General features: G+C 62.6%; 22 protein-coding genes and 1 tRNA gene. 5 read left to right on the forward strand and 18 right to left on the reverse strand.

Annotated elements, in window-relative coordinates; translation table 11 throughout:
* Position 1 precedes the first annotated feature (1 nt).
* Together LFT47_RS00065 and LFT47_RS00070 are read right to left on the reverse strand one after the other, a co-directional pair.
* A complete protein-coding gene (locus tag LFT47_RS00065) occupies positions 2-886 on the reverse strand; it encodes a glycosyltransferase (RefSeq protein WP_236813945.1) in 885 nt (294 codons plus the stop codon).
* A gap of 122 nt (positions 887-1008) precedes the next feature.
* Positions 1009-1989 (reverse strand): hypothetical protein, encoded by a 981-nt coding sequence (locus LFT47_RS00070; protein WP_236813947.1) that lies wholly within the window; start codon positions 1987-1989, stop codon positions 1009-1011.
* A gap of 153 nt (positions 1990-2142) precedes the next feature.
* Between LFT47_RS00070 and LFT47_RS00075 the strand changes: the two genes are divergently transcribed.
* Both LFT47_RS00075 and LFT47_RS00080 read left to right on the forward strand, forming a co-directional pair.
* On the forward strand, positions 2143-2685 hold the full coding sequence (locus tag LFT47_RS00075; protein ID WP_236813950.1) for a peptidylprolyl isomerase: 543 nt from the start codon (positions 2143-2145) through the stop codon (positions 2683-2685).
* 21 nt (positions 2686-2706) lie between these two features.
* The gene (locus LFT47_RS00080; RefSeq protein ID WP_236813952.1) at positions 2707-3576 is read left to right on the forward strand and encodes a rhomboid family intramembrane serine protease; all 870 of its coding nucleotides are present in this window, start codon (positions 2707-2709) and stop codon (positions 3574-3576) included.
* Between the two features lie 15 nt (positions 3577-3591).
* On the opposite strand, the gene LFT47_RS00085 is transcribed toward LFT47_RS00080, so the two are convergent.
* From LFT47_RS00085 to LFT47_RS00125, 9 genes are all read right to left on the reverse strand, one after another.
* Positions 3592-4062, reverse strand: coding sequence for an SRPBCC family protein (locus LFT47_RS00085; RefSeq protein ID WP_236813954.1), 471 nt, complete (start codon positions 4060-4062; stop codon positions 3592-3594).
* A complete protein-coding gene (locus tag LFT47_RS00090; RefSeq protein ID WP_236813956.1) occupies positions 4037-4441 on the reverse strand; it encodes an ArsR/SmtB family transcription factor in 405 nt (134 codons plus the stop codon). The genes LFT47_RS00085 and LFT47_RS00090 overlap by 26 nt, the downstream gene beginning before the upstream one ends.
* Before the next feature lie 584 nt (positions 4442-5025).
* Positions 5026-6381, reverse strand: a complete 1356-nt coding sequence (locus LFT47_RS00095; protein ID WP_236813958.1) for an FtsW/RodA/SpoVE family cell cycle protein — start codon at positions 6379-6381, stop codon at positions 5026-5028.
* A 140-nt stretch (positions 6382-6521) separates the two neighbouring features.
* Positions 6522-7559 (reverse strand): cation diffusion facilitator family transporter, encoded by a 1038-nt coding sequence (locus LFT47_RS00100; RefSeq protein ID WP_236813960.1) that lies wholly within the window; start codon positions 7557-7559, stop codon positions 6522-6524.
* A complete protein-coding gene (locus tag LFT47_RS00105) occupies positions 7556-7918 on the reverse strand; it encodes an ArsR/SmtB family transcription factor (RefSeq protein ID WP_236813962.1) in 363 nt (120 codons plus the stop codon). Before LFT47_RS00105 ends, LFT47_RS00100 begins: the two co-directional genes overlap by 4 nt.
* Before the next feature lie 306 nt (positions 7919-8224).
* Positions 8225-8827 (reverse strand): DNA-3-methyladenine glycosylase I, encoded by a 603-nt coding sequence (locus tag LFT47_RS00110; protein WP_236813964.1) that lies wholly within the window; start codon positions 8825-8827, stop codon positions 8225-8227.
* Between the two features lie 56 nt (positions 8828-8883).
* Entirely contained in the window at positions 8884-9579 is a 696-nt protein-coding gene (locus LFT47_RS00115) for an alpha-ketoglutarate-dependent dioxygenase AlkB family protein (protein ID WP_236813966.1), read from the reverse strand.
* Positions 9580-9646: 67 nt separating this feature from the next.
* Positions 9647-10156, reverse strand: a complete 510-nt coding sequence (locus tag LFT47_RS00120; RefSeq protein ID WP_236813968.1) for a methylated-DNA--[protein]-cysteine S-methyltransferase — start codon at positions 10154-10156, stop codon at positions 9647-9649.
* Between the two features lie 42 nt (positions 10157-10198).
* The gene (locus LFT47_RS00125; protein ID WP_236813970.1) at positions 10199-10450 is read right to left on the reverse strand and encodes a cell division protein CrgA; all 252 of its coding nucleotides are present in this window, start codon (positions 10448-10450) and stop codon (positions 10199-10201) included.
* A gap of 313 nt (positions 10451-10763) precedes the next feature.
* On the opposite strand from LFT47_RS00125, the gene LFT47_RS00130 reads away from it, so the two are divergent.
* Complete coding sequence (locus LFT47_RS00130; RefSeq protein ID WP_236818753.1) at positions 10764-11489, forward strand: class E sortase; 726 nt, start codon at positions 10764-10766, stop codon at positions 11487-11489.
* Positions 11490-11659: 170 nt separating this feature from the next.
* The gene (locus LFT47_RS00135) at positions 11660-12301 is read left to right on the forward strand and encodes an aminodeoxychorismate/anthranilate synthase component II (protein ID WP_236813972.1); all 642 of its coding nucleotides are present in this window, start codon (positions 11660-11662) and stop codon (positions 12299-12301) included.
* On the opposite strand, the gene pknB is transcribed toward LFT47_RS00135, so the two are convergent.
* From pknB to LFT47_RS00170, 7 genes are read right to left on the reverse strand one after another with little or no spacing between them, the layout of a single operon-like run.
* Positions 12298-14268: a Stk1 family PASTA domain-containing Ser/Thr kinase gene (pknB, locus tag LFT47_RS00140; protein ID WP_442863422.1), complete on the reverse strand. Its 1971-nt coding sequence runs from the start codon at positions 14266-14268 to the stop codon at positions 12298-12300. The genes LFT47_RS00135 and pknB overlap by 4 nt on opposite strands.
* Before the next feature lie 6 nt (positions 14269-14274).
* Complete coding sequence (locus LFT47_RS00145) at positions 14275-16086, reverse strand: protein kinase domain-containing protein (RefSeq protein ID WP_236813976.1); 1812 nt, start codon at positions 16084-16086, stop codon at positions 14275-14277.
* Entirely contained in the window at positions 16083-17540 is a 1458-nt protein-coding gene (locus LFT47_RS00150) for a penicillin-binding transpeptidase domain-containing protein (RefSeq protein ID WP_236813978.1), read from the reverse strand. The genes LFT47_RS00145 and LFT47_RS00150 overlap by 4 nt, the downstream gene beginning before the upstream one ends.
* Positions 17537-18904: an FtsW/RodA/SpoVE family cell cycle protein gene (locus tag LFT47_RS00155; protein WP_236818755.1), complete on the reverse strand. Its 1368-nt coding sequence runs from the start codon at positions 18902-18904 to the stop codon at positions 17537-17539. Before LFT47_RS00155 ends, LFT47_RS00150 begins: the two co-directional genes overlap by 4 nt.
* On the reverse strand, positions 18901-20580 hold the full coding sequence (locus tag LFT47_RS00160) for a PP2C family protein-serine/threonine phosphatase (protein WP_236813980.1): 1680 nt from the start codon (positions 20578-20580) through the stop codon (positions 18901-18903). The genes LFT47_RS00155 and LFT47_RS00160 overlap by 4 nt, the downstream gene beginning before the upstream one ends.
* 3 nt (positions 20581-20583) lie before the next feature.
* Positions 20584-21066, reverse strand: a complete 483-nt coding sequence (locus tag LFT47_RS00165) for an FHA domain-containing protein FhaB/FipA (protein WP_236818757.1) — start codon at positions 21064-21066, stop codon at positions 20584-20586.
* 5 nt (positions 21067-21071) lie between these two features.
* Positions 21072-21815, reverse strand: coding sequence for an FhaA domain-containing protein (locus LFT47_RS00170; protein WP_236813982.1), 744 nt, complete (start codon positions 21813-21815; stop codon positions 21072-21074).
* Positions 21816-22177: 362 nt separating this feature from the next.
* On the opposite strand from LFT47_RS00170, the gene LFT47_RS00175 reads away from it, so the two are divergent.
* Positions 22178-22260: transfer RNA gene (locus tag LFT47_RS00175), tRNA-Leu, on the forward strand.
* Positions 22261-22353 lie beyond the last annotated feature (93 nt).

Here is a 22353-nt window from a genome sequence, read left to right on the forward strand (position 1 = left end):
GCTACAGGCCGCCGCGGCGGACGCCCTGGCCTGCATTGGCCGTGTGAATGGCCCGGAGAAGTTTGGCCGGGAAGTAGACAGAGAAGAACACCACCATGGGGGCCTTCAGGGCCATCTTCTTGACGTTGTGGGCCTTATAGGTGCGGTCGAAGCGGGTCACGTAATAGCGGTAGTCGCGTGGTGAATCCTCAAGCCTGCGGGCAGACATGCCCGAGACCATCTGCGGCCAGTACTGCACCCTGAGATCGTGGTCGGAAAGGTGCAGGGAAAGATCGATGTCCTCGTGCATCTCGTCTTTCTCATCCAGGCAGGTTTCGTCCCGGATGATTTCCCATGCGGAACGGCGAAGCGCCATATTGGATCCAAAAAGGAAATGGTACTGGTGCTTCGCAAGCCGAAGCATGAGCTGGCGCATTTTGTCGTCGGCCTTGAGTCCGAATCGACGCATAGGCATGTCGTAGTAGACCACCGGACCCGTGGCCGCTTGCACCGAGGGATCGGCGAAGGCCTTTTGGACCTGCTCAACCCAGTCAGGTTCCACGACCGAGTCGGCATCGATCCGGCCGAGGATATCCGACGTGGCCCTATTGAGGCCAAAGTTCCGTGTAGGGATGAGTCCCTGCGCCTGCTCCTGGCTCAGCAGGATGATAGGGCTTTCCGGGTATTCCTGCTGCATCTGGTGGACGATCTGCACAGTGCGGTCGGTGGACCTGTTGTCCACGACGATGATCTCGTCGGCAGGTACTGACTGGTAAATGGCCGCGATCAGGCATTGCCGTATGACGCTTTCCTCGTTGTATGCCGGGATGACGATTGAAACACTCGGCCTTACGGGAGCGACGGCTGCGTTGGTGGCTGCATCTACGAAAGATCTATCGGCTGGCATCTCCATAAATCTAACATCAGGGCGGTGTTCCTAGAGGAAGCCTCCGGTGACAAGTGGCCAAACAATTGAAGGGATCCCGGCGAACCGGAATCCCTTCAACGTGGAGCAAATATGGCTGTCGCCTAGGCCTCGTGTTTGCCGGTTTCGTCGGTAGCTGCTTCGTCCTTCGCTGCTTCGTCCTTGTGCAGGCTGGCGGCGATGTTCTTTACCGCGGTCTTGGCGTCGGTTGCCACCTTGGCTGCGGTGTCCGTAGCGTCCTCGACAGCGTGCTTTGCCTTCTCGGCTACGGTTTCGGCTTTATCAGCTACGTTGAGTTTCACCTCGTCGACCTTGTCGGCTACCTTGGTGGCGGCCTCGTTGGCCTTGTCGGCGACCTTCTCGGCTGCCGCTGCGGCCGGCACGGGTGATGGTGTTACCGGGACTGGAGTCTTCCACGGGTCCTCCACCGGACGGCTGGCCTTCCACGCAGCGACGCCGGCCGCGGCTGCTGCTGCGATGATCGTGAAGATCAGCAGTCCCCGCTTTTTGGGCTTCCGGGTCTTGGCGAGTTCTTTCGAGACTGTTTTGGATGCTTCCTCGGCCGCGGCTTTCAGTTGGGCCCCTGTGGCTTGTGCTTGTTCCTGCAGATTGTGAACCACTCCCGAGTCCACCAGCTTCTGGGCGACGGCGTCCACCTGCGCGGGTGCATTCTCAAGGGCTTGATGAACCACCACGGAGGCTTGCCCGAGCTGCTCTGAGAGCTTGGGCAGGTACTCCTCAACAACTTTGTCCCGTGCGTGGCTGAGCGCCGGAGTGGCTTTGTTAAGGGCTTCCTGGATCTTGGGCGAGGCGTCCTCGACGACGTCGTGGATCTTCGGTGCGAGGTTCGCCAGGCCTTCCTGAAGCTTCGGCGTGACGGTCGCAACGCCGTCGGCGAGGTTGTACGCAGCTGACTTCAGGCCTTCCTGAAGCTTCGGCGAAGCGGTGTCGATTCCGTGCTGGATGCGGGGAACCGCCCAGTTCACAGCTGCTTCGACGCGCGGTGTCGCCCAGTCCTTGGCATTTTCGACACCATTCGCAACGGTGTGTTCAAGTTCGCGGGCAATCCGGTCCGATTTCTTCACAACTACCTCCCGATCAACATGCTCGTTTGTTGTTAGCCTACGTCGCTTGGTCGGCACCGGCTATTCATCCAGCGGATTCATGGAAGATTTCACCTAGCGCGGAACCGCCTTCCTGGCCGCCTCGGCGTTGACCCTGCGTGAAACAATGGCGATATGACCATCGCAACCGCAAAAGCAACTTTCCACACGAGCCTCGGTGACATCGTGGTTGACCTCTTCGGCAACCACGCGCCCAAGACGGTCGCCAACTTCGTTGGCCTGGCCACAGGCGAAAAGTCCTGGACGCACCCGGAGACCGGTGAAGACAAGACCGGTACCCCGCTGTACAACGGCACCATTTTCCACCGCATCATCAAAGACTTCATGATCCAGGGCGGCGATCCCCTCGGTCGCGGCATCGGCGGACCGGGCTACAAGTTCGACGACGAGATCCACCCGGAACTCAACTTCAACGCCCCTTACAAGCTGGCCATGGCCAACGCCGGCGTCCAGATGGGCAAGGGCACCAACGGTTCCCAGTTCTTCATCACCACGGTCAACACCGACTGGCTTTTCGGCAAGCACTCCATCTTCGGTGAGGTTGCTGACGAAGAGTCCAAGAAGGTCGTAGACGCCATCGAGGCTGTCCGCACCGGCATGGGCGACCGTCCTGTTGAAGACGTCGTCATCAACAGCATTGACATCGTCCAGCTCTGATACCCGGAGCCTGACCAGCATATGAGTTACGGAATCCCGGCGGCAGAGCCGTCAGCAGACATTCCGGTGTGCCCCAGGCACCCGGACAGGCCCTCCTATGTGCGGTGCCAGCGTTGCGGGCGTCCTGCATGCCCCGAGTGCCAGCGGGCGGCCGCCGTCGGGTTCCAATGCATTGACTGCGTCAATGAAATGAAGCGTTCGACGCCGGTAGTGCGTTCCGCCTATGGCGGCGCCGTCGCGACCGGCCGCCCCTTGGCGACGTACATACTTATCGGGCTGTGTGCCCTGGTGTACGTGCTGCAATGGCTGATTCCCGCCGGCGCGGTTTTCCAGCAGTTGGCTTTCGCGTCCGTTTACGCCAGTCCGCAATACGGGGCATTCGAGCCATGGCGGATGCTGACGAGCGCTTTCGTCCACTCACAGGGCTTTGTGTTGCACATCGTGCTCAACATGTACATGCTGTGGATTTTCGGCCAGGTACTCGAGCCCGTCCTAGGGCGTGTTCGCTTCCTCGCCGTTTACTTGTTGTCCGCAATTGGTGGCTCTGTCGGTTTCCTGCTGCTGACGCCGGCGTTGCCTGCGATCCCGGTGGTAGGTGCGTCAGGTGCGATCTTCGGCCTGTTTGGGGCACTGTTGGTGATCCAAAGCCGGAGCGGCGGCGACACCCGGCAATTGTGGATCCTTATCGTCATCAACGGGGTGATTGGCTTTGTCGTCCCGGGAATCGCCTGGCAGGCCCACTTGGGCGGCCTTGTCACGGGCGGCCTGTGTGCTGCCGTGATTGCTTTTGCACCGCGTGGACCGCGCCAAGCGCTGTTGCAGAGTGCGGGCATGGCCCTGGTGGCCGGAGTCCTGGTCCTGGCCACCGTCCTTCGGGCCACGGCGGGCTAACAGCTCCTTAGTCCTCTACCCCAGGAGCTCCTCCAAGCGGTCCATCGACTCTTTGATGCCCACATCCATGCCGCTGGCTACTGCCATGTCACGGGCCTCCACCGAAGGAAACACGGAGTGCTGCACCACACGTGTGCGGCCTCCGAGGTCCTCAAACCTGGTGGTATCCAAGGTAACTTGGCCCGGTGCGCCGTCGAATTCGAAGGTCTGGATGATCCGCAATGGCTCCTGGACCTCGTGGAAGACCCCGCGGAAACCGAACTCGTTGCCCTGCCCGTCCACATGCGTATAGCGGTAGCTGCCGCCCGTCCGCGCGTCGTAGGACTCCAGGCGCATTTCCAGGCGACGCGGACCCAACCATTTGACGACGAGCTCGGGGTCCGTGAATGCCTGGAACACGCGCTCCGGTGCGGCGTCGAAGTCGCGGCTCGTGTCGATGAACGGCGTGCCCGCCGCGACGTCAATGGTTGTTGTGTTGGTGCTCATTGTCCTTCTCCTTTTGCGGATTATCCTTGTGGGTTGTGCTGGCCAATAGTTCGTCCAGTCGGGCGAAACGCTCCTCGGCCTGACGACGGTAGTTCTCGATCCACTCGGCCAAGGGACCCAGCGCTGCGGTGTTCAGGTGGCAGGGACGGCGCTGCGCTTCCCGGCTCCTCGTGATGAGCCCTGCACCCTCGAGCACTTGAAGGTGCTTGGAGATGGCTTGGAGGCTGACTGTGAAGGGCTGCGCGATCTCATTGACAGTGGCATCGCCCAAGGCCAACCGTGCCAGGATCTTGCGCCGGACAGGATCGGCGAGGGCCATGAACGCCCTGTTGAGCTGGTCTTCCGGATCCAGCACCGCTGTACCCATCGTGTCCGGCATGCGTCTCCCCTGCCTGGCTCGAGACTCAAGCATCACGGGTCTCCGAGTCTTCCGTAGTGCTCAATCAAGTGGTTTATCAACTGGATCATTGAATAATGTCAGCTTAAAACTGTGCACTGAGTCCGTCAAGACCCTTTAGGCAGGTTTTCCACAGGGGTTATCCACAATGTGCGTAACTTACAAACGTGTAGTTCGATGCTGAATGGACTCTTTGGAGCGAGATGGCAGGGGCTGCGCTTTCCCCTGGGGATTAACGTCCACACCTGTGGATAACTTTTGCCCACGCGCCTGTGGGTATGTGGATAAGGCGTGCGTTTTCCGGGCGCATGTGGACAACCTCGGCATGAGGAGCTGCAACGGCGGAGTATCAACAGAGTTATCAACATTGTTAATAACTCACAACCCTGTAGTTCGCTGTTTTTCCTGCAGCTTGAGGCCCGCCGTTCTGGGAGTTTTCCACTCTGCGGGCACAGCTTTTCCCCAACTGTGGATAACTTGTGGGTAGCTGCCTGTTGTTAAGTGTGTAACTCCGGTTCGAGCCACAGGTGCCGGATCAGGTGGCAAGCCTGAATCGCGGACTGGAGTCAGACCGGCACGTGTTCGGTCTGCGAAGCGACCGTCTGGGGCCTGCGGGCTGCGTCGCTGATCCGCAACAGCAGGGCGACGATGATCCAGTTGGCCAGGAGGGAGGACCCGCCCGCGGAGAGGAACGGCGTCGTCAGCCCGGTGAGGGGAATAAGGCGGGTGACGCCGCCGATAATAATGAAGCACTGGAGGGCCATGGAGAATGCGAGCCCGCAGGCAAGGAGCTTCCCAAAGGCATCCCGGATGCCCAGGGCGGCCCGGAATCCCCTGGTGAAAAGCAGCAAATAGAGGAGTACGATCGCGAAAAGCCCGATCAGGCCGAGTTCTTCACCAAGGGAAGCGATGATCATGTCGCTGTTCGCGAAAGGCACCAGGTCCGGGCTTCCGAGCCCGAGGCCTTTGCCGATCAAGCCGCCGTCGGCCATTCCGAAGAGCCCCTGGACAATCTGGGCGCTGCCTCCCGGGAAGCGGGTGTAGACCTGGGGGTCGAAGGCGTTGATCCAGGCGTCAATGCGCAAGCCGACATGGGAAAAGATCTTTGCTGCCGCGTAGCCGCCCAAAAGCATGAGCACGACGCCGAGGACGAGCCAGCTGGCCCGGCTCGTGGCAACGTAGATCATCACGATGAACAGTCCGAACAGCAGTATCGACATTCCGAGATCGTGCTGGAAGACCAGTACGCCCACGCTTGCTGCCCAGGCGGTGATCATCGGACCGGTGTCCTTGATCCTGGGGAGCTGGAGGCGTCCGAATTTCCTGCCGGCCAGCAGGATCAAGTCCCGGTTGGATGACAAGTAGCCTGCGAAGAAGACGGCCAGCGTAATCTTCACGATCTCGCCGGGCTGGAACTGCAGCGAACCGAGGCGTATCCAGACATTCGCGCCGTTGATGTCGCCGGCCGAAATGCCCGGCACGAGGGGAAGGATAAGGAGGGCGGCGCTGACCGCAAGTGCAATGAAGGTGTACCGGCGCAAAAGCCGGTGGTCCTTCAAAAGCCACAAAACGGCGGCCGCGACCAGGACCGAGACGATCGTCCATGTGAGCTGATTGGCCCCGGCAGTCGTACCGTTTGAGGCATCCAAACGCCGGATCATGGCAATGCCGAGGCCGTTCAAGGCCACCACTATCGGGAGGATCACCGGATCCGCATACTTTGCCTTGAACCGCAGGACAACGTGGAAGATTGCGGCCAGCGCCGCCAAGGTACCGGCCTGAAGCCAGAATCCAACGTCGAGGGCTTCTTTCTTGTCGACGCTGGTCATTGCAAGGGCACCAATGCCGACGCCAAGTGCCAGGACCAACAGCACCATCTCCACGTTTCGGCGAGGCTTCGCCAGAATCGCTTGCTGGCTCATGGGCATCTTCTTTCGTGGATCCGGGGCGGCCGGCGGATCCGGTTCGATGGCTCAAGATCGGGTCAGCGGCTCAACATAAGGTTCAGTGGGCCATCATAGCCGCAGCGGCTGTGCAGCGGTTGGGAACAGGATCCGGCTGATCAGCGGCCAGCTTCCGTAACGGTCTGTATGACCATGTCGTCGAGCTTAGGGAGCGCGTGTTCAAGCCGGTGCCTGGCCTCCCCGACAGTTTCTTCCACCCCTGACAGTGGCGCGTTCGCGACGACGATGGTGGCGGCGCCCTGGAGGCGATGGCCGACCCAACGAAGTTGGAGCCTTGGTACCGAGAATACGCCGGGTGTCATTTCCAACGCCGCCTGCGCGCTGTCCAGCAGTTCCGGCTCTATACCGTCCATCAAGCGCCGTCCGATGCTGCGCACGGTACCCCAAAGCAGGACGATGATGGCCGCCGAAATCAGCAGGCCGACAATCGGGTCCGCCAACGGGAAGCCGAGCAGCACGCCGCCGGCTCCAAGGACCACTGCGAGGGAGGTGAATCCGTCAATGCGCGCATGCACGCCGTCGGCAACCAGCGCGGCGGACCCGATCTGCCGGCCGACCCTGATCCTGTAGACGGCCACAATTTCATTGCCCGCAAAGCCGATGATTCCGGCAGCAAAGACCCACCACAGATTGTGCAGGGGTTGCGGGTGGAACAGGCGATCGATGGATTGCCACGCGGCGACCACCGCCGATAGCGCCACCACGCCGACGATGAACAGTCCGGCGAGGTCCTCCGCCCGCCCGTATCCATAGTTGTAGCGACGGGTTGCCGCACGACGTCCCAGAATGAACGCAATCCACAGTGGCACTGCGGTGAGTGCGTCCGAGAAATTGTGGATGGTGTCGGCCAGCAATGCGACGGAGCCGCTGATGAGGACCACCAGGAACTGAAGGACGGTGGTTCCAAGGAGTATGAAAAGGCTGATCTTCAGTGCCCGGACGCCCTGTGTACTGGACTCGAGCGCGTCGTCGATTGAATCGGCGGCATCGTGGGTGTGCGGGACGAAAAGCTCATACAGCCACCCCTTGAGGCCCTTGTGGTGCTCGTGCGAGTGTCCGTCGTGGTCGTGGTCGTGGTCGTGGTCGTGGTCGTGCACGTGGTGCTCGTGATGACCAACTTGCTGGTGACCGCTCATGCCGATTCCTGTTCCGAGCGGTGGTGTGCGGGGGTGCCGCCCAACGCGTGCTCTGCCTGGAAAATTGCATCCGCGACCAGCTGGCGGGCATGCTCGTTCTCGAGGCGGTACATGACCCTGGTTCCGTCCTGTCGCGTGGAAACCATTCTCGCCAAGCGCATTTTGGCAAGGTGCTGTGATACTGCGGCCGGGGACTTCCCGACGACGTCTGCCAACGCTCCGACGGCCATTTCTCCGTTCCGGAGCGCGAGGACGATCCGGACCCTCGTGGCGTCAGCCAGCATCGCGAACACTTCCACAGCCAATTCAACGTATTGGCTGTCGACGCCCAGCGAGCAAGAACTCTTATCTGCATTCATATGCAGATTCTTTCACATATTCCGGCCGAACCACGTCGAGGGCACGGGATGGCGATCCGGAGGTCGATGAGGCGCAGCTATCGGCGGGGCCAGAATGAAGTTCTCAATACCTCGGGAGTGAACTCTCAGTGAACCCGCGGACACTATCCACAGCCTTGTGCACACTGGGTAAAACCGCAGATCCAACGTGTATGGCCCCGGTTATCACCTGAATATCGGGGATCCTGGCTTCATGTACATGGATGTCCACATGAATTGTCCACAGCTGTGGATAAAGTTACGCACTTCTGTGGAAAGCGGTGTATATCAGAGCCAAACTCCGGAGCTGCCACGACGGTGGCTGTCAAGAAGGTGGGTATCGATCATCCCGATCGCCTCCATCAGCGCATACATGGTGGTGGGGCCCACGAAAGCGAAGCCCTTCTTACGCAGGGCTTTGGACAGAGCAACTGACTCCGGCGATTGGGTGGCGACGTCGGCAAACGTACGCGGTTCCGGCGTCGACTCCGGTTGGAACGACCACACGAAGTCCACTAACCCGCCCTCGGTCCGCAAGGCGATGGTGGCCTTGGCGTTGGTGATGGCTGCACGGATCTTGAGGCGGTTGCGCACGATTCCCGAATCCTGCATCAGCCGTTCGACGTCGGCCTCCGTGAAAGCCGCAACGCTTTCCGGGTGGAAGTCCAAGAAGGCGGACCGGAAGCCGTCGCGCTTGCGCAAGATCGTCGCCCAGGACAAGCCCGCTTGGAATCCCTCGAGGCTGATGCGCTCATACAAGCCCCGCTCGTCCCGGACGGGCATGCCCCACTCGTGGTCGTAGTACTCGCGCATGAGCGGATCGACGGAAGCCCACGGCGGACGCGCAAGGCCGTCGTCGCCAATGATGGTGCCGTTCTCGGGCGGGTTCATAGGTGTTCCTCCAGAGGGAGCCGGGCAAAAGCTGTTGTTGACATTGTGCCCCCGTCCTACGACATTCCCGTGGCACGCATGGTGATGTTGATCCGCCCCCGCGGCAGCCCGCAGCCTTCGGGAGCCGTTCCGGGGAGAACCTTGGTGACTCCGTGGTACGCAAAGCGGGATGCGCCACCGAACACGAAGAGGTCTCCTGAGGAGAGTTCGACGTCGGTATACGGCTTGGTGCGCGTCTCCGTGTTTCCGAAGCGGAAGACGCAACTGTCTCCGATGCTGAGCGACACCACAGGGGCCCGGGACCTTTCGTCCTTGTCCTGGTGCATCCCCATCTTGGCGGCCTCGTCGTAGAAGTTCACCAGCGCAGTGTCCGGCGCGTAGCTTGCGGCTTCGGCGGCGTCGCCGTAGGCCTCGAAGAGCGCTTTGCGGCCCAGGCGCACCATCCAGTCAGGAAAGTCGAGGACCCGCCGCCCGTTGACGTCAAAGGCCTCGCGTGTGTACCGATAGGGCTGCCAGTGCCAGCCGAGGCAGACCGTCCGGACGGACATCGGGTGCCCGCCTGGAAGGACGGCGGCGCGCAAGGGGACAGGACCCCGCGTCCACTCCTCGAAACGGGCTGCGATCCACTGTTGCTGCTCAAGGCTCAACCAGCCCGGAACGTGCACCGCGCCGGGCGCGATCTCCCGGGGACCGGCGTCGGGCGGGTCCGGCAACTCAAGCGGAAACAGCGGCTCCGTCCACCCTGAACTCATGCCGCCTCCAGGGCCAACATGGTGCGGTTGGCCTCCGCGACCAGCTCGAACGGCTTCTTGGGCTCCATTAGAAGAGCTTGCTTTCCTTCGCCGCCGCTGGTTCTTCGAGTTCCAGGAGGAACCGTTTGTTGTCGAGGCCGCCGGCGTATCCGGTGAGCTTCCCGTCGCGCCCCACAACCCGATGGCACGGGATGATGACGCTCAATGGATTCCGGCCAACTGCCGAGCCGACGGCCTGGGAAAGGTTGCGATCGCCCAGTTCAGTCGCCAGCTCTCCGTAGCTGACGGTTTCCCCGTACGGAATTTCTTCGAGCCTTGCCCAGATCCGCTGCTGGAACGGGTTCCCGGAAGCCTTGAACGGGACGTCGAACACCGTCCGCTCACCAGCCAGGTATTCGCCGAGTTCAACGGCAGTTTGCTGGAACAGGGGATCCTCGGCCGGGACGGCTTCACCGAAGAATTCCGAAGGCGGCATATGCCAATGACCCTCGAAGAAAATGCCGGTCAGCTGATCGTCCTGGGCAGTCAGTGTGAGCCGGCCCAGCGGGGAATCAATCGTTGTGTGCCTAGTGGTCATGTCTAGTAGACGCTTCAGGCGGCGGAAATGTGAGGTCGCCGCTCAGGAACGCCAGCGCGTGGTCATGAGGAAGCCGACAATTGCGATGCCGAAACCTGCCACGATGTTCCATGACGCCCATGCGGCCACGGGAAGCTGGCCGCTGGTGATGTAGAAGGTGATGATCCACAGCAGGCCGATGATCATGAGACCGAACATGACAGGCTTGTACCAGATGGGGTTCGGCTTGTATTGCTGTGCGGTGGCCGCCTCGGTGGGGCGGGCGGCCCTCTTGCGGGGCTTGGACTCGGGCACGGATCCTCCTTGGCCGGCTGAATGAAAGGCCGCGCGCCAGCTTGATATCCTGCAGGAAGGAAAATTCCAGCGGTCAACGCGCACGCGGCAATTCCGGGGTTCGTTCTAGCAGTCAAGTCTAGCCGGATTTCGGAGGCTGCTCGTCGTCGGGCATCCGCGCCTGCAAAGAGGAGATCCAGTGGCGCAGCAGCAGACGCAGCAAGCCGCTGCCGTGCCGGACGACGGCACAGGAACCGGCGCGGAGGGTCCCCGCACGAGGGGACACAAGACGCGCTCGGCGAGGCGCAAGGGACGGTCAAGCACGGGCGACGCTGTGCGCAAGATCGTCCAGATCGTAGGCGAGTTGCTTGTCACCGCGGGACTCATCCTGTTGCTCTTTGTGGCTTGGGAACTGTGGTGGACCAACGTCGAAGCCGACGCCAAGCAAAGCCAGGCCGTCCAGGGTTTTGCGAAGAGTTTTGCGGGACCTGTGGCGCCCGTTGCCCCCGCCAACCCTGCTGCACCGCCGGACTACGGGAAGCCCGTGGTTGCCGAGGCTCCCGAGCACGGCGGCATGATCGGCGTCATGTACATTCCTCGATTCGGCCCGGATTATTCGCGGCCCATCATCGAGGGAACCGGTTCCGACATTCTGGACACGCTGGGCCTTGGCCACTACGGGACCACAAGCATGCCGGGAGCCCCGGGCAACTTCGCCGTCGCGGGGCACCGCCAGACCCATGGCGCCGTGCTCGACAACATCCATCTCCTGGTACCGGGCGACAAGATATATGTGCAGACCAAAGACGGTTATTACACATACGTTTTCCGCAACAACCAGATCGTGCTGCCTTCCCGGACGGACGTCCTTCTTCCGGTTCCCACACAGCCTGGTGCGACGCCCACCCAAAGCTACTTGACCATGACCAGCTGCAATCCGCGCTTCGGTGCGCAAGAACGCATCATTGCTTACTCCGTTCTGGAAAGCTGGCAGCCGGCATCCGCCGGGCCACCACAGGACATCGCCACGCAAGTCGCCCAGACGGCCGGAAAGGGTTAAGCCATGTACGGATGGATCTTCCGCCACCTACCGGGACCCCTCTGGGTGCGTATCCTGACATCAGCGGCCCTCGTGGCATGCGCGCTTGTCTTGATGGTCCAGTTCCTCTTCCCCTGGATGTCACAGTTCACAACTTTCACCGACTCAACGATTGGTTCAGCACAGCAGCCATGAGCACAACAAAAATCCTCGTCGTGGACAACTACGACAGCTTCGTCTACACCTTGGTCGGCTACTTGCAGGAACTCGGTGCGGAAACCACAGTGGTCCGGAACGACGACGTCACCCTCGCCGAAGCGATCGAGCTTGCGGACGGACGCGACGGCGTGCTGATCTCCCCCGGCCCTGGCACCCCGGCGGACGCCGGAGTCTGCATTGAGTTGATCAGGTGGTGCGGAGACAACAACAAACCGATGCTCGGGGTCTGCCTCGGGCACCAGGCCCTGGCCGAGGCCTACGGCGGGACCGTCACGCACGCGCCAGAGCTGATGCACGGCAAGACCTCACCTGTGCAGCATGACGGCAAAAGCGTTTTCGCCGGTCTGCCTTCGCCGGTAACGGCCACCCGCTACCACTCCCTGGCGGCTGTCCGGGAAAGCATTCCCGACGTCCTGGAAATCACCGCCGAAACCGCCAGCGGGGTTGTCATGGGCCTGCAGCACCGTTCGGCGCCGCTGTGCGGTGTGCAGTTCCACCCGGAGTCGGTGCTCACCGAAGGTGGCTACCTCATGCTCGGCAACTGGCTTGAATCACTCGGGATGCCCGGGGCGGCCGCCCGTGCAGCCACCCTGAGCCCCCTGATCCAGCGCTAGCCGCCTAGTCCGCCCAGGCCTCCGCCGCCCTTGGTGTCGCTCGGAGACGGAGTAGGGGTCGGAGTGGGACTCGGGGGCGGGGCGGGAGCCTTCGCGACAATCACGCTGATGGTCTTGCCCTGCTCCACGAGGGAATTGAAGGCATCTCCCTGGCCAGTCACCTTTCCAGGGGCTACTTGCGAATTCTCCTGTTCGGTGACCGCGATGGCCAGGCCGTTTTGCTTGAGCAGTGCCTCGGCATCGGCCTTGCTCAATCCAACGAGTTGAGGCACGGCTACTTTGCCCGTGGACACCACCAAGTCAACGGTGCTGCCCACGCCCACCACGGCTCCGGAAGCCGGCTTCGTGCTGATGACGGAGCCCGCGGGGACCGTGGCACTATTGGCCAAGGTGCTTGACCCGCCTACGAGTCCGGCCTGGCGCAGGAGGTCGCGGGCAGCGGCTTCGGTGAGGCCGCTCAGGCCTGCCGGGACGGTCGCCGAGACCGGCCCGTCTGAAACCTTCAGCGTGACTTGTGATTTCGGCGCCACTTGGGACCCCGCGCCGGGGTCGGTGCTGATCACTGTCCCCTTGGGTACCTTGTCATCCGGGACATGATGAGACTCCGGGCTGAGATTGGCGCCGTAAAGCGTCTGCAATGCCGTGGCCTCGCTCATGTTGGCGACCGCCGGTACCGCGATCAACGGGGGCGGGGGCGGCTTCTGGTTCACCGTGGTGTACACCCAGAATCCGCCGCCGGCCAAGACCAGCAGCACCAAAATGACCACCACTGCGGTCCACGCACGGCGGCGGGACTTCTGCCTGGCGGTCCGCTCCCGTTCAGGGGCGAAACCAAGCGGCATGGCGCCGTCGTGCTCTGCCTCAGACTCCGATTCGGCTGCCTCCCGGGCGAGCAGGTCCTGGTCGCCGGCGGCCTCGTCGTTGCCTGGCCCTCCGCTCAGGGTGCTGTCCAGGAATTCCGCGCCCATCAGGCCGCGAGCCAGGCCGCCTTCCGGAATCTGCTGTGTCGACGGCACCGCCTCGTGGACGTCGGTGGGTGTTCCGGCGGCAACTGCCGGAACCGCAACACCGTTCTTGGCCGCACGCAAGGCGCGCCGGAAGGCAGCAGCATCCTGGAAACGATCCGCGCGGTTCTTCTGCAGGCCTTTGGCCAGGACACTGTCCAGTGCCTCTGAAACGGCCGGATTGAAGGTGCTGGCGGGTTCCGGGATCTCGCGGACGTGCTGGTAGGCCACCGAGACAGGGCTGTCGCCCGTGAACGGAGGACGGGACGTCAGCATTTCGAACAGGAGGCACGCTGCAGAATACAGATCGCTGCGGGCATCCACGGTCTCGCCGAGGGCCTGCTCGGGCGACAGGTATTGGGCAGTACCAACCACGGCCTGCGTCTGGGTCATGGTGGCCGCGGAATCGGCCATCGCCCGCGCGATTCCGAAGTCCATGACCTTCACATCATTTGACTCCCCGGTCACCATGACGTTGGCCGGCTTGATATCGCGATGGACGATTCCGGCCTTATGGCTGTATTCCAGAGCGGCGAGGACGCCAAGGATGAATTCGATGGCTTGATCGATGTCCAGTTCCTTGGCCCGGATCAGATCGCGGACAGTCCGGCCGGACACGTATTCCATGACGATGTAAGGGACCCGGACGTCCTCGCCCGGGCCACCGGGCACGGTGTACTCGCCGGTGTCGTAGATGGCGACGATCGAGGAGTGGTTCAGGGCCGCCACCGCCTGGGCCTCGCGCTTGAAGCGGGCATGGAACTGCGGATCGCGGGCAAGATCGGCACGGAGCAGTTTCACCGCGACAGTTCGTCCGAGCACCGTGTCGACGCCCTTGTAGACATCGGCCATGCCACCACGGCCGAGCAATTCACCGAGTTCGTACCGCCCGTTGAGGACGCGCTGGGATGTCATTGGAGTGCTGTCCTCTCTGTGGGCAGGGGTGGGGCGTCCGGTTGGCATGGTGTCCTACGGGGTGGTCTTAGGGGAAGGAGACGACGGGTTCGCGGCCGGCTTGGACAGGTGATAGGTCACGACGGACCCGGCCGCTACTTTCTGCCCGGCTGCAGGATCGGAACTGACGAATGTTCCCGGCGCCTGGCCGGTTGCTCCGTCAACGGCGGCTCCGGTCACCCAGCGCAGGCCGGCACCTTCGATGATGGCCTGTACTTGTGATTCGGTGGCTCCCTTGCCGATGGTCGGCACCGTGACCATCTGCGGTCCCTTGGAGTAGTTGACGGTGATGGTCGATCCCTTGGCCACGGGACCGGAAGGATTGATGTCGATGACAGTGCCGGGCGTGGATGGATCGAAGACCTGCACGCCGTTGACCGCGAGGCCGAGTGCATTGAGGTCCGAGCGCACCTTGTCGTACGGCTGTCCCTTGTACTGCTCAGGGATCAGGTTGATCGTATCGGGGGTGGACGTGGTGGGCGTGGGGCTGGCCGAGGTCTCCGTGGGGCTCGGAGTTGCCGAGGTTGGCGGTGCGCTCGAGACCTGGGCCGGAGGGGTGGTGCCGGCCGGTGCCGGCCTGCTGGGCGAGAACAGCCCGGACTGGGTCAGGATCGCCCCCACCACGGCGAGCAGCACGAGCACGATCAGTGCAATGAGCGGCCACGTCCACGGGCTGCGTTTCTTCCGCGGCGGCTCCTCCTGGTACTCCTCTTCCTCATGGATGTACTGGTTGTGCTCGCCGGCCTGATCCAAACTGCGTTCAGCAGCCAGGGCGTTGGCACGGGCCAGCGGATTTCCACCTTCGGCTGCGGCCCCTACCGCTGCGGCTCCCGCGGCGGCGGCGCCGACCACCGGGAGCGCCGACGTCGACGTCGACCGTGCTTCCCTGCCGTACGGCGAGGTGACAATGCCGGTGGGCGCGGTGGCGATGTCCGTGGGTGCGGTGATGGGGCCCGTTGCGGATTCGAACAGCAACATCCCGGGCACGGCGGCGTGTGCCTTGGCAATATCGCCGGCGCGGATCGCCTCTGCGGCTTCAGCCAGCTTGATGGCATCCGCAGGACGGTTCTTCGGATCCTTGGCGAGCATGGACATCAGCAGGGCGCGTACCGGGGTAGGCAGGCTTTCAGGCAGCGGCGGCGGGGCGTCGTTGACCTGGGCCAAGGCTATCGCGATCTGGGATTCGCCGGAGAACGGGCGATGCCCCGTGAGGCACTCGTAGCCGATAATCCCGAGGGAATATATGTCCGAGGCGCCTGTGGCCGTTTGTCCGGTGGCCTGCTCCGGAGCCAGGTACTGCGCCGTACCCATGACTTGGCCGGTCTGCGTGAGCGGAACCTGGTCTGCAAGGCGGGCGATACCGAAGTCGGTGATCTTGACACGGAAGTCCGGCGTGATCAGCAGGTTGCCCGGCTTGATGTCCCGGTGCACCAGACCCTGGGCATGAGCGGGGGCCAGCGCCCGGGCTGTCTGGGAAATGATGGACAGGGTGCGGTCCGGGGAAAGGACCTGCTCGTGTTCCAGCATGCTGCTCAGCGGCTGACCCGGTACCAATTCCATGACCAGGTAGGCGGAGCCGTCTTCCTCTCCGTAGTCGAAGACGTTGGCGATTCCCACGTGATTAAGCAGCGCAGTGTGGCGGGCCTCGGCGCGGAACCGCTGGAGGAACCCGGGGTCACCCGTGTATTCCTCCTTGAGTACCTTGATGGCGACGATCCGGCCGAGGATCTGGTCCTTTGCCCTCCAGACCTCTCCCATGCCGCCAATCGCAATGCGACTGGTCAGCTGGAACCTGCCGCCGAGGGTGATTCCTGACGTAGGCCTCACTTGTTCAACACCGCCTCAAAAATCTTCTTCGCGTTCGGACTGGTTAGCTTTGCGCCTGTAGACACATCAACGCCTTCCATGACAATGGTGACGGCTACCTGCGGGTCGTTGGCCGGGGCGAACCCGGTAAACCATGAGTTGTTCAAGCCTGAATCGCCGAGTTGCGCCGTACCGGTCTTGCCGGCCACCTGGACTCCCGGCACGGCGGCACCGCTCGCAATGCCCTTGGATACGACGTCGGTCATCCACTGTGTGATCTGGCTGGCGATATCGGGCGTGGTGGAAGTACGCAGCGCCTCGGCCTTGGGCTCGCTGATGACACGCAGGTCAGGTGCCCGCACAGTCTTGATGAGGTTCGGCTTCATCTGGACGCCCTTATTGGCAATAGCGGCGGTCATCATGGCGATTTGCAGGGGAGTGGCCCTGACGTCACGTTGCCCGACGGCGGACTGGGCCAACGCCGCCTGGTCCAGATTCTTGGGGAAGACACTGACCGCTGACTGCAGCTTGAGGTGGTCCCCGAAATCCTGTCCGAAGCCGAACTTGCTGGCCTGGTCCGCGATGGCGTTCTGACCCAGGTCCAGGGCGATGCTCGCGAAGGGCGTGTTGCACGACTGTTCCAAGGCGAAAGGGAAATCGGCTGTGTTGCGGGTTGAGCAGTTGCCGCCGGCATAGTTCGGCAGGGAGGCGTTCGAACCGGGCAAGGGCAGGCTGTCCGGGTTCGGCAAGACACTGTCCTTGTTGTACTTCCCGGAGCTCAATGCAGCCGCGGTATCGACGAGCTTGAACACGGAACCGGGCGCCAACAGCTCGCCGGTGGGCCCGCTCACGGACTGGTTGAGATTGATGCCGGGGACCTGGTTGATTTGATCGTAACCGGCCTTTTCCTTGGCGGGATCGTGCGTGGCGATCAGGTTGGGGTTATAGGACGGCTTGGAAACCATCGCGATAATGGCGCCCGTCTTCGGGTTGGTGACGACAATTGAGCCGCGCTGACCGTCAGGAATGAGGTCGTAAGCCAGCTTCTGGATCACGGGATCGAGGGTCAATTCCACCGAAGCGCCCTTCGGCTGGCTCCCGAGGAAAATCTGGCTCACACGGTCAAGGAAGAGCTGGTCGGAGCTGCCTGCCAACTCATCCCGGAGCTGCTGCTCGAGCCCGGTGGATCCGTAAGTCCTGGAGAAGTAGCCCGTGATCCCGGCATAGAGCTCCGGTTGCGCGTAACTGCGCTGGTACTTGCAGGTTTCGTCTCCGGCGACGGATTCAGCGATCGGCTTGCCGCCCACGATGATGGCGCCGCGGTCGTTGCAGTAGTTCGCCAAGACCGCGCGCTGGTTCCACGGATTGTCATTGAGGTCGCCGGCGCCGATGACCTGGACATAGCTGATCGCGCCAAAGAGCAGGGCGAACATGGCAACTGCTGCCATCCACGCATTGCGTATGGAATGGTTCATGAGGTCTGCACCGCCTCTGTGGGGGCATGGGTAATGGGCGTAGTGTCCACCGGGCCGCGCGCGGTGTTCGAAATCATGAGTAGCAGGCCCACGATGATCCAGTTGGCAAGCAAGGAGGAGCCGCCCGCCGCAAGGAATGGAGTGGTCAGCCCCGTCAGGGGGATGAGCCGCGTGACGCCGCCGATCACTACGAAGCACTGCAGCGCTATGGCAAAGGACAGGCCGCAAGCCAAGAGCTTGCCGAACGCGTCCCGCGCGCCAAGAGCCGCGCGGAACCCGCGGGTGAAAAGGAGCATGTAGAGCATCACGACGGCAAAGAGACCGATCAGTCCGAGTTCCTCACCGATGAGGGCCACGATCATGTCGCTGTTGGCAAACGGCACCAGATCCGGCCGGCCTTGTCCGAGCCCTGTGCCTCCGAGGCCGCCATCGGCCATGCCGAAGAGGCCTTGGACGATCTGTCCGCTGCCGCCCGGGGAGCGGTCGAAGACTTCCGGGGTGAAGGCGTTCCACCAGCTGTCCAGGCGGAACGCGACGTGCGAGAAGAACCTGGACGCCAGGAATCCGCCACCTATGATCAGCGCGACGCCGATGACCACCCAGCTGATTCGGCTTGTTGCCACGTAAATGATGACGATGAACAAGCCGAAGAAAAGGATTGACGTGCCAAGGTCCCGCTGGAACACGAGGATGCCGATGCTCACGAGCCAAGCCGTGATCATCGGTCCAAGATCCTTGAAGCGCGGCAATTGCATCGGGCCGATTTTTCGGCCGGCAAGCAGGATGAGGTCCCGGTTGGAGGAAAGATAACCTGCGAAGAATATAGCCAAGGTGATCTTGGCGATTTCGCCTGGTTGGAAAGTCATGGGACCGAGCCGGATCCAGACGCTGGCGCCGAGCACCTCGCCAGCCGAGATGCCGGGAACGAGCGGCAGTACAAGGAGAACTGCGCTGGCCGCCAGCGAAATAAAAGTGAAACGGCGAAGGAGGCGGTGATCCTTGAGGAACCAAATCACGACGATTGACACCGCCATGGCCAGGAGGGTCCAGCGCAACTGGTTGTTACCCGTGTCCTCGCCTGGCTGGTCCATGCGATGGATGAGGGCCAGTCCCAAGCCGTTGAGGGCAACGACGATCGGAAGGATGATCGGATCGGCATATTTTGCGCGGAACCTGAGGATCATGTGAAAAGCGAATGCCGCGACGATCAAGAGACTCGACTGGAACCAGAAATCGCCGTCGAAAGCGGCCGGACTGTTGAGCCCGACCATGGCGCTGGCGCCGATTCCCACAGCGAGGGCAAGGACCAACAGGACGAGCTCGACGTTGCGGCGCGGTTTGGGTGTGGTGATGGCCAGGATCATGGCGCCACCGCGCACGTAGGGGCAGCCGTGGAGGTGGGTGACGATGTTGGCGGGTTCGAAGGACTCGGGCTTGCCGGCGTCGGGCTTGCCGTGGGGGTGGGACTCGCCGTCGGCTTGGCTGTGTCGGTGGGGCAATTGACGGGCAGCCCGGTGGTGCCCTTTTCCTGCAGGTTTTTCACGATCTGCTGGGCATCGGAGAGATCCCGCGCCGGAACGGTCTGGCGAACGACTTGTTGCGTGAATTCAGGCAAAGAATCCATGCGGATGTTCGTCGTGGCCTCTACTTTCGAGAGCTGGAACGGGCCAAGGCTTTGTGAAATGCCGTTGAAAATCGCGACGTGCTGATTGAATTCACCGACGTAGTAGCGTGTCTGGGTCCACGCATAGCCGAGCCACAGCCCGGCGACCACGAAAATCGCCAAGACCGCGGCAACGGCCGGCGTAAGCCAGCGCCGTTTCCGGGCGACAAGCGGTTGTGGATCCTGGCGGTCCTGTTCAGCCTTGTGGGTCAGCACCGTGGCAGCCCGGCGTGCAACGCTGCGTCCGGCTACGGTCGGGATCGAACCCGTGTCGGCCGCCGTCGCGGCAGCACCGACCAGTTCGTGGGGACGGCTTGCGAGCTCTTCGCGGAGGATCTCGGCCGACAGGTGCTCGCCAAGGTGCGGGTCTGTCGCCGTCGGAGGCTCAGGAGCCCCGGCGGGTTTTGCCGAACCCGCTACGGGACCCGCCGCCGCGGTGGGATTTGCGGTGGCCGCCGGGCTGTTGGCTCCGGACTCTTTGGGCGAGGCCGCCGCATCTCTCTCGTGCGCGCTGTCTTTGATCGGCGCGGACTTTCCGGGATCGGCCGCTTTCGGCGGCGCTGGGGCTTCCCGGACGACGTCGACGGCGGCCGTGCTGAGGTTTTCGCCGGTCTCTTCCACGATTTCCAACAGCACCACGGTGACGTTATCCGGAGCGCCGTTGGCGAGCGTGAGCTCAACGAGGAGCTCGGCGCACTCGGCGAGGTCCTTGGTTTCGCGGACGACTTGCTCCACGACTGCGCCTTGGACGTAGTTCAGGCCATCGGAGCAGAGGAGCCAGCGTTCGCCCGGTACGACGTCGAGCTCGTCCAGGTCCAGCTCGGGGCTCGCGTCCACGTCGCCCAGAACGCGCATGAGGACGTTTTTGTGCGGGTGGGTCTCGGCTTCCTCCGGGCGCAGGCGGCCTTCGTCGATCAGCCTCTGGACGAAAGTGTGGTCCACGCTGATTTGCTCGAATTTGCCATTGCGCAGGCGGTAGGCGCGGGAATCGCCGATGTGCGCGAAGTGCAGCCGCCTGCCTTCGAGGAGCAGGGCGGTGACCGTGGTGCCCATGCCTGCGAGCTTCGGGTCTACGTGGACGAGCTCGGAGAGGAGGGAATTGGCGGTCTGGATTTCGTCTGCCAGGACTGTTTCCGCGCCATCCGGGTAGGAATCGTGATCGAGGTGGATCATGTCCAGCACGGTGGATGCCGAGGCGACGTCCCCGCCCGCGTGTCCGCCCATTCCGTCCGCGACGACGGCGAGATGCCGGCCGGCATACGCAGAGTCGTCGTTCTTCGAGCGGACACGCCCGACGTCGGACCGCGCCGCGTAACGCATGATCAGGGGGAGTTCCGGGGGCAGAGCCTTGCCCTCGGAAGCCTGGGGGGAAGCCATGGGCTACGCCCTCAATTCGATGACCGTCTTGCCGATCCTCACGGGGACACCAAGCTCCACCGGCAGGGCGCGAGTCAGTTGCTGATCGGCGAGGTAGGTGCCGTTGGTAGAGCCAAGATCTTCGATGAACCATCGGCTGCCCTGGGGGAACAAGCGCGCGTGCCTGCCCGAAGCATAGTCATCCTCGAGGACCAATGTGGCTTCTTGTGCGCGGCCCAGCAGAATCGGGCTCGCGGCCAAGGGAAGCGTGGTCCCCTTGAGCGGGCCTTCGACGACGACGAGTTGGTGCGCCTGTTGCTTCACGGGCTGGGGTGGCGAGGGTGCGAGTTCCGGGTGCTTGCGTACTTCGCGCGCCGTCGGAGTTCCCATGGCTGCTTTGCGGCCGATCACGAGATCACGACGCATGGTCGAGACGATGCTGAAGATCAAAATCCACAGCAACAGCAGGAAGCCGAAGCGGAGTGCGGTGATGGTCAGTTCACTGATGTCGCTCACGGGCGCCCACCGGCGGGCTGGGGGAGAAGTCTGAAGATGATCTTGGTCCGTCCCATGGTGATGGTGGATCCGTCAGTAAGTTCCACACTGCCGTCCACTTTATGGCCGTTGACGTAGCTTCCGTTGGTGGAACCGAGGTCGACGGCGCGGATGACTCCGTCCGCCGTCTGGATTTCCAAGTGCTTGCGCGAGACGCCGGTATCGTCCACCAGGATGTCGGCCTCGGATGACCTGCCCAGCACGATGGAAGGCGCGTTGAGGGAATAGCGTTGTCCGCCGATGTCCAGGACAGGCTGGAGCCGCGTGGGCTCGCGGTTCGGCGCCGCGGGGACAACGGGCCGAGGAGCAGCGGGCGCGGCAGCCCCGTCGGATTTCTCCGTGCGGGACGTGATTTCGAAATGGCCTTCGCGCTGGGCACCGTCGTGACGGAAGGAAATCCGTACCGGACCCTGCAGGATGTAACCCTGGCTGCGCACGTGCTGGATGACGACGTCGCACAATTCTTCGGCCAAGGGAGTTCCCCAGTCCTGGGCGCGCGCGAAGTCTTGATCGCTCAAGAGGACATCGAAGACGTTGGGAGCCAAGGTACGGCCGGCCGAAATAGTGATGGACTGGTTGTCCAGTTCCCGGCGGAGTTTGCTCGCTATCTCTACCGGCTCCACCCGAGCCCGCGAACCGGTGGAGAAGACGCCGCGGACGGCCTTTTCGATGCCACGCTCAACCCTGTCAAGCAAGCCCATGGTCTTTCTCCTTCCGCTTCGTTGACCCTGCAGTATCAGTAGCCAAGACGAATCCCCACAGAGGCCGGAGCGCACGCGGGAAGCCTGTCTTCAACCCCGATACTACTGGGCAAGACTGTGAATGGCCTTATTCCACAACGGCTGGAACGCCGGAAAAGTTCGCCGGCGTGCATCATTTCGGGATGCTCCTCGCGGGATTTGCGCATCCCGTGGGCAACCGGCAATCCGTGGCGTCACGGGGTTTTACGGCCTCGTCCCTGGTCGATTGGTGTTTTCAACGGGTTGTCCGTTATGCTTGATCTCGCTGCTTTCGCAGGGGTAAGGCCGGGGAAACCTGGCACGGCCCGGGCGAAGGAAGTTGCGCGCGAGTGGCGGAACGGCAGACGCGCTGGCTTCAGGTGCCAGTATCCGAAAGGGTGTGGGGGTTCAAATCCCCCCTCGCGCACGCAATTCAAAGGAACCCCGGTCTTCTGACCGGGGTTCCTTTGTTTAACGCCCCAACTCCCTCTTAACACCCAACTAGCTCGCATTTGTTGTC

Origin of the sequence: Arthrobacter sp. FW306-2-2C-D06B, from assembly GCF_021789175.1 — a bacterium.
Classification (GTDB): Bacteria; Actinomycetota; Actinomycetes; order Actinomycetales; family Micrococcaceae; genus Arthrobacter.

What these genes read in the sequence shown, in the direction of transcription:
- LFT47_RS00095 (WP_236813958.1), bottom strand. Translation starts at nt 6,381, where the DNA reads ATGAGCCAGCAAGCGATTCTGGCGAAGCCTCGCCGAAACGTGGAGATG.
- LFT47_RS00150 (WP_236813978.1), bottom strand. Translation starts at nt 17,540, where the DNA reads ATGAACCATTCCATACGCAATGCGTGGATGGCAGCAGTTGCCATGTTC.
- LFT47_RS00100 (WP_236813960.1), bottom strand. Translation starts at nt 7,559, where the DNA reads ATGAGCGGTCACCAGCAAGTTGGTCATCACGAGCACCACGTGCACGAC.
- LFT47_RS00135 (WP_236813972.1), top strand. Translation starts at nt 11,660, where the DNA reads ATGAGCACAACAAAAATCCTCGTCGTGGACAACTACGACAGCTTCGTC.
- LFT47_RS00080 (WP_236813952.1), top strand. Translation starts at nt 2,707, where the DNA reads ATGAGTTACGGAATCCCGGCGGCAGAGCCGTCAGCAGACATTCCGGTG.
- LFT47_RS00110 (WP_236813964.1), bottom strand. Translation starts at nt 8,827, where the DNA reads ATGAACCCGCCCGAGAACGGCACCATCATTGGCGACGACGGCCTTGCG.
- LFT47_RS00105 (WP_236813962.1), bottom strand. Translation starts at nt 7,918, where the DNA reads ATGAATGCAGATAAGAGTTCTTGCTCGCTGGGCGTCGACAGCCAATAC.
- LFT47_RS00075 (WP_236813950.1), top strand. Translation starts at nt 2,143, where the DNA reads ATGACCATCGCAACCGCAAAAGCAACTTTCCACACGAGCCTCGGTGAC.
- LFT47_RS00090 (WP_236813956.1), bottom strand. Translation starts at nt 4,441, where the DNA reads ATGCCGGACACGATGGGTACAGCGGTGCTGGATCCGGAAGACCAGCTC.
- LFT47_RS00120 (WP_236813968.1), bottom strand. Translation starts at nt 10,156, where the DNA reads ATGACCACTAGGCACACAACGATTGATTCCCCGCTGGGCCGGCTCACA.
- LFT47_RS00115 (WP_236813966.1), bottom strand. Translation starts at nt 9,579, where the DNA reads ATGAGTTCAGGGTGGACGGAGCCGCTGTTTCCGCTTGAGTTGCCGGAC.
- LFT47_RS00160 (WP_236813980.1), bottom strand. Translation starts at nt 20,580, where the DNA reads ATGGCTTCCCCCCAGGCTTCCGAGGGCAAGGCTCTGCCCCCGGAACTC.
- LFT47_RS00170 (WP_236813982.1), bottom strand. Translation starts at nt 21,815, where the DNA reads ATGGGCTTGCTTGACAGGGTTGAGCGTGGCATCGAAAAGGCCGTCCGC.
- LFT47_RS00155 (WP_236818755.1), bottom strand. Translation starts at nt 18,904, where the DNA reads ATGATCCTGGCCATCACCACACCCAAACCGCGCCGCAACGTCGAGCTC.
- pknB (WP_442863422.1), bottom strand. Translation starts at nt 14,268, where the DNA reads ATGCCAACCGGACGCCCCACCCCTGCCCACAGAGAGGACAGCACTCCA.
- LFT47_RS00065 (WP_236813945.1), bottom strand. Translation starts at nt 886, where the DNA reads ATGCCAGCCGATAGATCTTTCGTAGATGCAGCCACCAACGCAGCCGTC.
- LFT47_RS00085 (WP_236813954.1), bottom strand. Translation starts at nt 4,062, where the DNA reads ATGAGCACCAACACAACAACCATTGACGTCGCGGCGGGCACGCCGTTC.